General features: G+C 51.5%; 15 protein-coding genes. 7 read left to right on the top strand and 8 right to left on the bottom strand.

The features are described from left to right. Nucleotides 1–13 precede the first annotated feature (13 nt). Both chrA and A0129_RS01355 read right to left on the bottom strand, forming a co-directional pair. Nucleotides 14–1,381, bottom strand: a complete 1,368-nt coding sequence (gene chrA, locus A0129_RS01360; RefSeq protein WP_171099048.1) for a chromate efflux transporter — start codon at nt 1,379–1,381, stop codon at nt 14–16. Beyond that, nucleotides 1,378–2,316, bottom strand: coding sequence for a chromate resistance protein ChrB domain-containing protein (locus A0129_RS01355; protein WP_171099046.1), 939 nt, complete (start codon nt 2,314–2,316; stop codon nt 1,378–1,380). The genes chrA and A0129_RS01355 overlap by 4 nt, the downstream gene beginning before the upstream one ends. Nucleotides 2,317–2,455: 139 nt before the next feature. Here A0129_RS01355 and A0129_RS01350 point away from each other — a divergent pair, with 139 nt between their 5' ends. The 4 genes from A0129_RS01350 (at nt 2,456) to A0129_RS01335 (ending at nt 5,631) form a co-directional block, all read left to right on the top strand. Further along, on the top strand, nt 2,456–2,956 hold the full coding sequence (locus A0129_RS01350; protein ID WP_291711703.1) for a hypothetical protein: 501 nt from the start codon (nt 2,456–2,458) through the stop codon (nt 2,954–2,956). Then, on the top strand, nt 2,904–3,677 hold the full coding sequence (locus A0129_RS01345; RefSeq protein WP_291711701.1) for a hypothetical protein: 774 nt from the start codon (nt 2,904–2,906) through the stop codon (nt 3,675–3,677). Before A0129_RS01350 ends, A0129_RS01345 begins: the two co-directional genes overlap by 53 nt. 90 nt (nt 3,678–3,767) lie before the next feature. Further along, nucleotides 3,768–3,902: a hypothetical protein gene (locus A0129_RS01340; protein ID WP_291711699.1), complete on the top strand. Its 135-nt coding sequence runs from the start codon at nt 3,768–3,770 to the stop codon at nt 3,900–3,902. A gap of 103 nt (nt 3,903–4,005) precedes the next feature. Continuing rightward, complete coding sequence (locus A0129_RS01335; protein ID WP_291711697.1) at nt 4,006–5,631, top strand: PAS domain-containing methyl-accepting chemotaxis protein; 1,626 nt, start codon at nt 4,006–4,008, stop codon at nt 5,629–5,631. Between the two features lie 27 nt (nt 5,632–5,658). Here A0129_RS01335 and A0129_RS01330 read toward each other — a convergent pair whose 3' ends face one another. From A0129_RS01330 to mltG, 6 genes are read right to left on the bottom strand one after another with little or no spacing between them, the layout of a single operon-like run. Then, on the bottom strand, nt 5,659–6,333 hold the full coding sequence (locus A0129_RS01330; protein ID WP_291711695.1) for an ankyrin repeat domain-containing protein: 675 nt from the start codon (nt 6,331–6,333) through the stop codon (nt 5,659–5,661). Further along, nucleotides 6,330–7,115, bottom strand: coding sequence for a TatD family hydrolase (locus tag A0129_RS01325; RefSeq protein ID WP_291711693.1), 786 nt, complete (start codon nt 7,113–7,115; stop codon nt 6,330–6,332). Before A0129_RS01325 ends, A0129_RS01330 begins: the two co-directional genes overlap by 4 nt. Next, nucleotides 7,115–7,498, bottom strand: coding sequence for a PilZ domain-containing protein (locus tag A0129_RS01320; protein ID WP_291711691.1), 384 nt, complete (start codon nt 7,496–7,498; stop codon nt 7,115–7,117). The genes A0129_RS01325 and A0129_RS01320 overlap by 1 nt, the downstream gene beginning before the upstream one ends. Before the next feature lie 36 nt (nt 7,499–7,534). Continuing rightward, nucleotides 7,535–8,530, bottom strand: a complete 996-nt coding sequence (locus A0129_RS01315) for a hypothetical protein (RefSeq protein ID WP_291711690.1) — start codon at nt 8,528–8,530, stop codon at nt 7,535–7,537. Beyond that, nucleotides 8,527–9,228, bottom strand: a complete 702-nt coding sequence (gene tmk / locus A0129_RS01310; protein WP_291711688.1) for a dTMP kinase — start codon at nt 9,226–9,228, stop codon at nt 8,527–8,529. Before tmk ends, A0129_RS01315 begins: the two co-directional genes overlap by 4 nt. Continuing rightward, nucleotides 9,185–10,228, bottom strand: coding sequence for an endolytic transglycosylase MltG (gene mltG, locus A0129_RS01305; RefSeq protein ID WP_291711686.1), 1,044 nt, complete (start codon nt 10,226–10,228; stop codon nt 9,185–9,187). Before mltG ends, tmk begins: the two co-directional genes overlap by 44 nt. Nucleotides 10,229–10,370: 142 nt before the next feature. On the opposite strand from mltG, the gene A0129_RS01300 reads away from it, so the two are divergent. Genes A0129_RS01300 through A0129_RS01290 form a run of 3 tightly spaced genes read left to right on the top strand, consistent with a single transcriptional unit; the run spans nt 10,371 to nt 12,393 of the window. After that, on the top strand, nt 10,371–11,270 hold the full coding sequence (locus tag A0129_RS01300) for a hypothetical protein (RefSeq protein ID WP_291711685.1): 900 nt from the start codon (nt 10,371–10,373) through the stop codon (nt 11,268–11,270). Further along, complete coding sequence (locus A0129_RS01295; protein ID WP_291711683.1) at nt 11,267–11,584, top strand: hypothetical protein; 318 nt, start codon at nt 11,267–11,269, stop codon at nt 11,582–11,584. Before A0129_RS01300 ends, A0129_RS01295 begins: the two co-directional genes overlap by 4 nt. Continuing rightward, nucleotides 11,584–12,393, top strand: coding sequence for an NRDE family protein (locus A0129_RS01290; RefSeq protein ID WP_291711681.1), 810 nt, complete (start codon nt 11,584–11,586; stop codon nt 12,391–12,393). Before A0129_RS01295 ends, A0129_RS01290 begins: the two co-directional genes overlap by 1 nt. Nucleotides 12,394–12,405: the final 12 nt, after the last annotated feature.

Below are 12,405 nucleotides of genomic sequence, written 5' to 3'. Positions count from 1 at the left end.
GGGTTCTCCTAACTTAAACGTTGACAACAGTTTTTAAAAGCAAGCCGATTAAAGCACTGACTGCAATGACTTGCATGACATTGCGCTTGTAGCGCACGAGTGCCACCGCAGCGAGCACGACGAGCACGGCAGCGACCCAATCAAATGACCCGGCAAATCCCTTGGGCCACAATACGTGATACGCGAAGAACACGGCCAGATTCAAGATCACGCCGACTACTGCCGCCGTAATAGCCGTCAATGGCGCGGTAAACTTCAGGTTGCCATGGGTTGTCTCGACAAAGGGGCCGCCGGCTAAAATGAAAATGAACGAAGGCAAAAAGGTGAACCAAGAAACCAGCACGGCGGCAAAGGCGCCGGCGGCAAACAGCATGTCGGGGCCGAACAGCGTTTTGACATACGCGCCCACAAAGCCGACAAAGGCCACCACCATGATCAGCGGACCAGGGTTGGCTTCTCCCAATGCCAGGCCATCGATCATCTGGGTCGGTGTGAGCCAGCCATGATTGGTAATGGCTCCCTGGTAAATATAGGGCAACACGGCATACGCGCCGCCAAAGGTCAGAAGCGCCGCCTTGGTGAAAAACCAGCCCATTTGGGTGAAAGTATGATCCCAGCCATAAACCATGTTTAACAAGGCCATAGGCACTGACCAAAGGATTGCGCCGATGATCAATACTCTCGCAAGTTTCGACCAGCGGAACAAGGCATGTGCCGGCGTGGGTGTTTCATCGTCAATGACCGCCGGGCCGTACGACTGCTTGGCACTACCATGACCGCCCCCTGTTTTAAACTTGTCGGGTGCCACGCGCCCGCCGATATAGCCGACTACTATGGCGCCCGCGACAATGGCTGGAAACGGCACGTTGAACGCGAAGATCGCCACGAATGCCGCGGCCGCAATCGCCCACAGCACATTATTTTTCAGTGTGCGCGAACCAATGCGATGCACCGCATAGACGACAACAGCCGTCACAGCAGGTTTGATGCCATAGAACAGTCCCGCTACAAGGGGAACGTCCCCGTAGGCGATATAGAGCCACGACAACCCAATCAGGAAACAGAGACCCGGCAAGATAAAAAGTGCACCTGCAACGATGCCGCCCCAGGTGCGGTGCATCAACCAACCCATGTAAGTGGCGAGCTGCTGCGCCTCCGGGCCGGGGAGCAACATGCAATAGTTAAGGGCATGCAAAAACCGGCGCTCACTAATCCAGCGTCTTTGCTCAACCAGTTCCCGATGCATGAGCGCGATTTGTGCAGCCGGCCCACCAAAACCCATGAAGCCAAGTTTTAGCCATAATCTGAACGCTTCCCAAAAGCCGACATCGGCTGGCCTAGTCAGTGGCGCATCGTCGGCCACAGCATTGGTAATACTCATTTAGTTTGCACCTTTTCAAAAGAAACCAGTAAGCCATCGAACACACCGCTGGCTAATGCTAATAATTGATCGTCATCGGTAATCGATTCCCGCAGTCCTGCCAAGACAGTTTCAATACCCACGGATTCAGGCGGTTGTACGCCGCCGACATCTAGGTAATGGACCAATGTGCCAATGCGCTGCAAGCCGGGACGATCCAAACCAAAGCTGGCGAGTAAGACTTCAAACGTCACTTTGACGCCGACGTGGCTGAAGGTGGCACCGTCAAAATCAAAGCCCAATGCATCGCTCGGGCAGTCAGATGGATGGGCAAGCCAGAGAATGGTGGCCTCCTGGTCGATAAACCGACGGATCAGCCAAGCACTGGCCAACCGGTCTACCCAGGGACGGCGGCGAGTCGCCCATGTCTTGCCTTGATAGTCGGCAAGCTTTAAGCTCAAAACTTGCCCTATAACGGGGTGCGGTTCATCAGGTGACAAGACGCGATTGACCGCCACTTCCAATTCCACAAGCGCGGCATCGGCCTGTTTTTGCGCCTCGCCGGGGAAAAAATCGATTTCCATCACTGCCGCAAAGGTCTTGCGCAACTTGCGGATTTGTTTCGCAACACTCAAAGCTGTATCGGCAGTGAGCTCATTGCGCACTGTTTGGATGTCAACCAGCAAATGAGCATACTCATCACGGCGATCGAATTGTTCTTGAAAATGGATGTCAGACGGCTCTCCGGCGCTTAGCACATATGCACTACCGCCATTTGCAACCACATCTGCCGCGACGGCATCGAAAGTGGAACGGAAGCTGGGCTGATTAGGCAAAAGATAAACGCCATCCCGTAAGACCGCTGCGCCTGCTGCTTTCAAAGCGCGCCAGGCACGCATGCGGGCAGTTGCGTTTTCAGTTGACAAGCTAATAATAAGGATAAGCCACATATTCATGTAGCTTATCCTACCAACTTGTAGTGATCGATACAAGATATATTTGGATTCTTTTGAAAAGCGAACTAGCCTAGCCGACGGCACGACCTGAGAAAAACCGGGTAAAGTAAATAGAAACTACTTTGCCTAAGTCTCTACCATGGCCTCCGAGTCGACTCGACACATCAAAGGTTTAAGTGACACCATCTGGGCTGACTTTACAGTTTGGCCAGGCTTTGATGAAGCTTCACTAGCTCCAGATAAGCTAGCCAAGTTCCTCAATAGAAAAGAGGCAATCAAGGCCTATTTAAGCGGCAGTAAAGTCGCTACGATTCGAAAAGAATATGGTATCTCAGAGCCTCAAATCTATCGCTTAATCACTGAACGGTGTATTTGCAATCACCCAGACGGCCAAATTTACGGCTGGCGAGCACTGATCCCACAAACAAGAATAGTTCAATTCAAGAGACGTTCACCCATCGTTATTAATCAGTGGGGACACGGTGCTGTTGGCGCTTTTCAAACGCTACTAGACACCTATCCGGACGTCAGAGAGGCTTTACACAAAAAAATTCTTAAAGTCCCCAATACTCGAAAAAAAGCTTGGAATGTTGTCAACTTCAAAACGATCGATTTGGCTCTGGTTTCTCCAAAGTCTTAGAGAGAAAGGTCTTGAAATCAAAGGGGAGTGGCCTTTTAATACTAAAACGAACGGATATCACTCAATCATTAAATACATTGATAAGGTGCTTCACGAAAACCCTGGCAAGGCAATCCTGATACACGGTGGAAATGAACTTCAAAGGAAAATGCAGGCGGGAGATGGTGTTGATCGACCAGTTCACCGCCCGTTTCAACGTGTAGAAATGGACGCCCACAAAATTGATGGGCGCTTCACCGTTGCGATTCCTTTACTTGAGGGTGGCTACCAGAACGTACTGATCCATAGAATCTGGGTGATCGTGATTATTGAGGTGGTGACTCGATTGGTGCTTGGATATCACATGAGTCTTCGAAAAGAGATTTCTAAAGAAGATGTGCTTCGGGTAATCAAGAAGTCCCTTTCCCCCTGGGCGAAGAAAAAACTACACCACACCGACAAGGACTTTTATATCGATGGTGCCGGGTTTCCCAGTGTTTTAGGTAAGCAGTTTGTGGGCATATGCTGGGACGAAACCTCAATTGATGGTGCACTTGCCGAAAAAGCAAAGGTAGTTGCAGAAGTACTAAAAAATTCGGTTGGGTCAATTCTTCTTACTCCGAAGAATTCGTACGCGATAAGACGACAGTTTGGCTTCTGTGGGAGCACATTCAAAAATACATTAGTTTACATAATACAAATTATGCGACAAATATCCATGATCATAAAAAGGGTTACCTAGAGTGACCCCCACCAATACTGGCGATGCTTTGCGGTCTGCAATCGCCGAAAAAGTACATAGGTTGGTTCACTTTTATCTGAGGCTATTCTTATGTACAAATTCATGTTCTTCGCTTTTGTGGCTTGCGCGTTGTATCCCGACTGGCCCATTGAAGCAGTTGCTGCAGGTCAGGACATTATTCAAGGCTTCCAATCCAAGGTAATTGTGGTTGGCCAAAGCATGTAAAGCATAAAATTGAGGCCGATTTAGGCCTCTGTTGCAAGCCTTCATCTGCACTGGGAATTCGTATGATGAGAAGGTAAATCGACCCACATGGTATGGAACCTTCATGTCAACATCTGCCCAAAATAACCTCAAAGGCCGCAATGCAAGAATGGCCGCTCCTACAACTGCTGTAGAACGCCTGCTGGATCCACGCATTCCCATTGTGACCAAAACTGATTTGAAGGGTCGCATTACCTACGCCAACCCAGCCTTTGTCGAAATTTCCGGTTTTACGCTTGACGAGTTACTGGGGCAGCCACACAACGTGGTTCGCCATCCGGACATGCCCCGTGACGCGTTTAAAGACCTGTGGGATACGGCGCGCCGGGATGAACCGTGGAAAGGCCTGGTAAAAAACCGCTGTAAGGACGGCGGTTACTACTGGGTGGATGCATACGTCACGCCGTTGACACAGAACGGCGAGAAGATTGGTTACATGTCCGTGCGCTCCAAGCCCAGTGATACACAAAAAGCAGAAGCTGAGGTCTTGTACAAGGCAATCAATGCTGGCAGCGCCAGCTTTCCGTTCACCAAGCCCGCAAAAGGGCGCCCATTTGTTGTTGATTTGGTCATTGTCGGCTTTTTACCGGTCATGATCGCCCTGCTGTCGATGTTCAACATCCCTGCCCTCAGCTATGGCAGCGCTGCTGCATCATTTGTAGCTGCGGCATTGGGTTTGATTTGGCTGAAAGGCCGTGTTGAACACACCAACAACTCGATGTTACAAGCCATGCGAGCCTTGGCAGAAGGCAATTTCAAGCATGAAATTCCAGAGTCAAGCACACGCGAATTCAACAAGGTGCATACCGCGTTCAAGAGCATGCAAGTAAACCTGCGCGCCATTATTGCAGACGTCATTTCTAGTTCATCCGAAGTAAAGAACAATGCCGAACACCTTAGCCAGTTGGCAATCAACTTGATGACTCGCTCTCAGCAGCAATCAGACGGCATCAATGGCGTTGCGGCGGCATTGGAGGAACTGTCGGTGTCTGTTTCTGAAATTTCAGAGGCCACGGGCAAGAGTTCGGCCCATGCGAAGAACGCCATGGATGTGGTCGACACAGGAGCACAAAGCATGGACAAGTCCACCCAAGCCACTCAGAAGGTGGCACAGGTTGTTCAAGATGCAAAACAGAATATTGAAGAACTGAACCGCGCAGTGGTGAAAATCAGCAACGTGACTCGGACCATTACCGAGATTGCCGAGAAAACCAACTTGCTGGCATTGAACGCTGCAATTGAAGCAGCAAGAGCCGGTGAATCAGGCCGGGGGTTTGCTGTGGTGGCTGATGAAGTGCGCAAGTTGGCGGAAATGACACGACAATCCACCACGGAAATTTCAGCCACGGTGCAAGAGGTTCAAAGCGGTACCAACAAAGGCCTTGAAACCATGGGGCGCGCAGTGGACGAAGTCAATATTGGCACAACCTTGATTCTAGAAGCAGGTGAAAGTCTGCAGGCCATCAAAGTAGCCAGCCGTGGCGTAGCCCAATCTGCCAAGGATATTTCGGCCATGCTTGAACAACAGTCACAAGCATCGCTTGAAGTAGCAAACAGCATGGAGCGCATGAGTGCGCTGACCGAAAGCAACGTTGCTGCGATTAACGATTTGGACAGCGCAGCAAAACAACTGGCCTCAACGTCCGGCGACTTGCGTACCCTGGTCAAACATTTTGAGGCAAGTCTGTGAGTTTTCACCCGTCAATCAGACGAACGGTTAGTTCGTCTTGTTAGGCTTCAAGGGCGCTGTTCGCAGCGCCCTTTCTTTTTTCATGATCTCAAACGCCAGCTCTTTTTGATTGGCTTTCATGGCATAACCCGCAGCGTTGTATCCAGCCTGGTTTTTCAATGCTGGATTGGCCCCCAGCTTCAAGAGCACTCGCGCGGAGGCCTCCCTGCCCTCACGTGCAGCCATCATCAAAGGTGTGGTGTCGTTGGGCGAAAGTACATCAATTTTCGCCCCCGCCTTCACCAATAATTCAATCGATTCACTTGAACCCGAGGCTGCTGCATTGTGCAAGGCTGTCCACTGCCCGTCCCCACCGATTGTGGCGCCCTTGGCCAGTAAGGCCGCGACCCAATCAGGCTTGTTCAACGTACAAGCCACCATCACAGGAGTTTCACCGCGGCGATCTGCCTGGTTGGGGTTCAGTTTGCCAGACGACAGCAACACCCGCACCGCCTTGGGCGAGTCTTGCATCATGCCAAAGGTGATGGCGGGAAAACCTTGTTCATTCACTGTGTTGGGGTCCATGCCCTTGAGCAACAGAGATTTCAAGCGGTATTCATCGTCAAATTGAATTGCCAGGAAAAAATCTTCGAAGGCGCCTGCCAGTGAAACACCTGGCAAGGCAAGCAGAAGCAAACTACCCGCAAAGGCACGACGCTTCAAACCGCATTCACTCCGGTTGGTGCAAACCCAAATAAACGATCAAAGTTCGCTGAGGTCTGAATACCAATTTCTTCAACGGCAACCCCCTTCTCTTGCGCAATAACCTTGGCCACATGCGGCACAAAGCTTGGCTCATTGGTTTTGCCACGATGTGGAACCGGTGCAAGGTAAGGCGAATCGGTTTCAATCAGGATTCGGTCCATTGGCGCAAACTTGGCCACTTCGCGAAGGTCACCCGCATTCTTGAAACTGACAATTCCTGAGAATGACAAATACATGCCCAAATCAAGCGCCTGACGCGCGAAATCGAGTGACTCGGTGAAGCAGTGAATAATGCCGCCACAACCCTGTACATTTTCTTCAGAAAGAATTTTCAAGGTGTCCTCACCCGCGGCACGGGTGTGAACAATCACCGGTTTTTTACACAGATTGGCCGCGCGCAGATGCACCCGAAAGCGTTCTCGTTGCCATTCCAAATCGCCTTTCAAGCGAAAGTAGTCCAAACCCGTTTCACCAATGCCAATTACCTTGGGGTGATCAGCCAATTCAAGCAGTTTTTCTACAGTGGGTTCGGTAATGTCTTCATAGTCGGGATGCACGCCCGCAGTGGCCCACAATTGCTCGTGGTTTTCGGCCAGCGCCAGTACGTTGGGGAAATCTTCAAGCTGTACCGAAATGCACAAGGCGCGGTTCACCTGCGCGGTCTGCATTCGGCTCAGGATGTCTGGGAGATGCTCGACCAGACCAGGAAAATCAAGATGACAGTGTGAATCGGTAAACACTACAGGGTTGCTGTTTTCTTCATTGAATTCTGCATTTTACCAATCATTTGCTCGATTGCCACCCGCACGCCTTCTCCACTGTCGTCTTTCGGAAACTGCACGCCAATCCCCTGCGCTTTGTCACCACGGGCATTTGCACCGCAAATCCACACAACTTTGCCGTTAATAGGAAACTTTTTGGCTTCTTCACCGACGGTCAACAACACGAACACCGGGTCGCCCAAATTGTATTCCTTGTCACTTTCCACGAACACGCCGCCGCCCTTGATGAAAGGCATGTAGAGGTTCGCTGCCGTGTTTTTGTCGCCCAAAGTCAAAGAAAGCATCCAAGGGCGGCTGGCTTCCTTGTTGTTTCGCGGTTTGTTTATCAAGTTGCTGGTCATGGCTTGTGCGGTCCGGAAAGGAAATTCTTCAGTGAATTACTTCGTTAAATTTTGCCACTGTTGTCCCACATACTCTAGCGCCAAACGGGGGTTAATAGGATGATTCGCCAAGCGAAATTCTTTCTGTAAATTTTGATAGAGCTGGCTGAAACGATCCATACCAACCGACTTAACCCACATGAGTTTCGGGGCCAACCAGGGGAAATTGGTCCCCTTCAAGCCATGAGCCTGCGAAACACAGTCGCTGCACAGGCGCATGGCCAATTCGAGCACCACCGGCAAGCCCACTTTTTCAAGACCGGCAGGCGGGTTGGCATGCTGGTCGGGGTTGGCAAGCCATTCCAAAAACTTCTTGCGCAAATCTAGCTGGTCCGCTGCCACTTGGGCAAGGCTGAGCGCCTCAAAAGGATCGTTCATGGCTACACCCAATGCGACATCCGGCTGCTGCACACCCTGCGTCTCCAGCCAGGCCAGGCATTCAGAAATAGCGGGCATGGGCATGGTCAATTCCTGGCAACGCGAACGAATGGTGGGTAGCAGTTTGTCAACACGGCTACCCACCAGCACAAACCGAAGACCATTGGCTGGTTCTTCGAGTGTTTTGAGCAGCGCATTGGCCGTGTTGGCGTTCATGTTGTCAAATGGATAGACCACCACATAGCGGGAAGCGCCACGACTGGATGCGGTATTGAAATAGTTTTGCAGGTCGCGCACGTCATCGATTCGAATATCCTGACTGGGTTTAACGCCTGTTTTTACTTCCACATTAAAACCCAGTTCAAGGGCAACGGTCTGTGGCATCAGGTAGCGCAAATCAGGGTGATTGCCAGCTACACGCATGTGGCACCCGGGGCATTGCAGGCATGGCTTGTTGCCGGCTGAAGCCTCACAGAGCAATTCAGCCAGGTGTTGCCCTACCAATTCATAAAGCCCTTTGGGCTGGTGACCATGCACCAATATCGGCGCGGTGGTGGCCTGCATCAAATTGCCCAATTGTGCCTGGGCGCGCAACAACCAGCTGGCAGTACTCATGCCAAACCCAGGTTTAAATGGGTTCGCATGAACTTGTCGAGTTCAGCCAACACGGTTTCTCCGACTTCCGCTTCAGGAGGCTGGGCGTCGATCAGGCGAATTCGGCGTGGGTTCAACTGCGAGCGTTTGATAAAACCCGCGCGCACTGCTTCAAAATAACTCGTCGGTTTTTCTTCAAATTTGTCGCTAGCGCCCGCCCTGCCCTGAATGCGGCTTTGCGATACGACAATGGGTAAATCAAACAAAAAGGTCAATGTGGGCTCGAATCCCTTCAACGCCCACTTACTCAATTGTTGGCAGTCCTCCCAACTGGCACCGCCCGCCCCGGCCTGGTAAGCGAAACTACTGTCTTCAAACCGGTCAGTAATAACCCACACACCGCGCTCCAGGGCGGGCTGAATGGTTTCGACCATATGCTGTCTGCGCGCTGCGTACATCAACAACAACTCGGTGTTTACATCCATGTCATGGTGCAACACCAGTTCCCGAATGGCCTCGCCTACAGGTGTTCCACCAGGCTCACGGGTTTGCAGGCATTCAAAGCCCAATTCTTCAAGGCGTGCTTTAACCCGCGCAATGTGCGACGACTTTCCGGCGCCGTCCACGCCTTCAAAACTGATCAGGTAACCTTGCTTCTGCTTTTTCATCTCGCCGTCACCGCCCAAGTTGGTATTTCCGTACAGCATTGTTGTGCTCATTCAGATTCTTGCTGAAATAACTACCGCCGTCACCCTTGGCCACAAAATAAAAATACGGAGTTTTGTCAGGGTTTACCGCTGCGTACAAGGCCGCCTTGCCGGGGTTTGAGATGGGTGTTGGAGGCAAACCTGCCCGGGTATAGCTGTTGTAAGGGGTGTCAGTTTGAAGGTGTTTTCGAGTCAAATTGCCGTCAAAGGCCTCGCCAACACCGTAGATTACCGTGGGGTCGGTTTGCAGCAACATGCCCACGCGCAATCGGTTTACAAATACGCTGGCGACTTTGCCACGGTCGCTCGCCAAACCGGTCTCCTTCTCGACGATTGAGGCCATTTTCAAAGCGTCGTAGGGGGTTTTCAGAGGTGTTTGGGGATCGCGTTGCGCCCAAGCCTTATCAAGCTCTACTTGCTGCAAACGCACTGCCCTTTGCAACAATTCGGACAACTTCGAGCCCGGTGAATACTTGTAGGTATCTGGATAAATCCAGCCCTCCAGGCTTGCGCCTTCCAGGCCAAATTTTGCGGCAATTGCACGGTGGTCCATGCCAGGCAAATCATCAATCAAGTCTGGTTGCGTCCGCAATTTTGCCAACAAGGCGCGGGCGGTTTGCCCTTCCACCAGGGCCACGCTGCTTAGCACCCCCTGCCCTTTGCTCAGGTAATCCACCAAACCCAAGGTACTGATTCCCTCTGGAAGGTCGTAACGGCCTGCTTTCAGCTGACCAGCGTTACCGGTTAACCGAGCGGCCAACACAAACAAATCAGGACTGACATTCAAACCCTGCTGGTTCAATTCATTCGCAATGGCGCGTGCACCCAAGCCTGAACTCACATGCGCATCCACCCGGGGTTGGCTACGACCGATTGGCAGGGTCAGAACAAAGTAAACACCCACAATAATTGCGGACAGCAGTACGACAGCGGCGATCATAGTCCGTTTGAACCAACGCCAACCAAACGCTGTTTTTTTCAATGCCTTCTTTGTTTTTTGAGCTTTGCGCACGACTTTGCTTCACCTTGGGTTGTTGGAAGGCGAGACCTTACCAGAAGCCACTACAATGTGGACATTGCCGTTCATGATAGCGGGAAAGTTTTTCCATGGCCTGTCGACACGGTTTGTTTTGTTTGTTACTAAGGATTTGAACATGTCTGCACAGTTTTTATCGCGTTGGGGTGTCATTGGCGTGGACGGAGACGACGCAGTGACTTTTCTTCAATCGCAACTCAGCAATGACGTTGCCGGGATGTCCGAAGGCCAGCTGCGCATGGCGGGCCTGTGCACCGCAAAAGGCCGCTTACTGGGTAGCTTTTTTGTGCTACGTCAGGGCAAACGGGTTTATTTGGCATGCCGCAAGGAAACCATTGCAGCTTTGGTCAAACGCCTGAGCATGTTTGTGTTGCGCAGCAAATGCACAGTACGCGACTGCACGGCTGATTATCAACTCGCCTTTTTGCCCGACTCGCTCTTGACCTCACCCATGCGCATTCAATGGGACGAACAAGGCAACGCCACTGCCAGTTTGCGTTCACTCCATGGCGCAATACCTGGTTTTCAGCTAGTCGCTGGCAACGCACAAGCTGAACAAGCTGCGGCTGACGACCAATTCGAATTTGTCCTGCAGCAACTCGGGATTGCCTATGTGTCACAACCCACGGTTGAAATGTTTATTCCACAAGCCATTAATTTCGACCTCGTGGGCGGTGTCAGTTTTAGCAAGGGTTGCTACCCCGGCCAGGAAATTGTCGCCAGAAGCCACTACCTGGGCAAAGTAAAACGACGTGTATTCCAGGCCACCTCAACAGGTGCTTCAACCATTACAGCCGGTCAGGATGTTTGGCTTGCCGGAAAGGAAAACGAACCAGCAGGTGCCGTAGCCACTGCGGTGAACTTCAATGGTCAGCAGTATTTGCTGGTTGAACTGCCAGTGGACGACGCAGAGCAAAGCGGTGCCGCTTTCTGCATCAAAAACGAGACAGGTTTGATTGCACTGAATGTTCAGCCACCTCCCTACGATGTGCATCAAAAAGGCAACGTATTTGAATGAATCGCCAGCTATTCATTTACTACCGAATACCCAAAGCCAACATTGTCTTGGGTTTGCGATGCGCAAGGCGTATGGCTGCATGTCTACAACAGCAGGGATTGGGCCGCAGCCAGCTTTTTCAACGCGAGGAAGCGGACAAACCTTATTACACGCTGATGGAGGTGATTCACCCTGCACCCGAACACTCGCTTTGTGAGCCAGTTTTCATCGACGCACTTGCGCAACTGGCCAACGATTGTTTTGCGGAATTGCCAACCATGCCCAGCCGACACCTTGAATTGTTCGGAGAGGTTGATATTGAGGTGAATGAATAATGTGTCTGGCCGTGCTTGCGATTCATGCACACCCTGACTATCCCTTTATTTGCCTCGCCAACCGGGATGAGTTTCACGATCGCCCCACCGCCCCCTTGCAGGTTTGGTCAACCCCCTATGGCTCGGTCTGGGCAGGGAAAGATCTGCAATCCGGTGGCAGCTGGCTGGGAATCGGCAGCAATTCACAGTTCGCCCTTTTAACCAATGTCAGAAACAGCACCCTCAACATGCCGGGCACAGCTCCTTCGCGGGGCCAGATCGTACTTGATGCCATTCAAACCGGGAGTGCGCCCAATGAAAAAAACTCACTCCAGTTTGCGGGTTTTAATTTGATTCACGGAAACTTGCAGTCACTTCACTTTCACTGCACAAGTAACCAAGGCATCAAACTGAAGAACGGTTTCAATTTCTCCACCACAGTGCAGTCGGGCCTGCACAGCCTCTCCAACGGTTATTTGAATGCACCCTGGCCAAAATCGCGCCTGTTGAAAACAGGGCTGGAAAAAACAATCGAGGCGCATTGCACAAAGCGCGCTTCATTGCCTGCTTTTGAACAAACCTTGTTGGGTTTGCTTGCCGACACCGAGCTTGCCGAGGATGCCGAATTGCCCAGCACTGGGGTGCCTTACGAATGGGAAAAAATGCTGTCGGCAGTGAAAATTGTGTCGCCTTTGTATGGCACCCGCTCCAGCGCGGTAATTCTGCTGGATCACCGTAATACAGTTCATTTCACCGAAGTGACGTTTAACCCGGCCGGAAATGAAATTGGGCGGCAAAGGTTTGAAATACCCCTACCGCCCAACCATTGACTCACTGGTCGC

Source organism: Limnobacter sp. CACIAM 66H1 (assembly GCF_001601825.1).
GTDB lineage: Bacteria > Pseudomonadota > Gammaproteobacteria > Burkholderiales > Burkholderiaceae_B > Limnobacter.
Note: the sequence above shows the minus strand (reverse complement) of the source record. Positions and strands in the feature narration are given on the sequence as shown.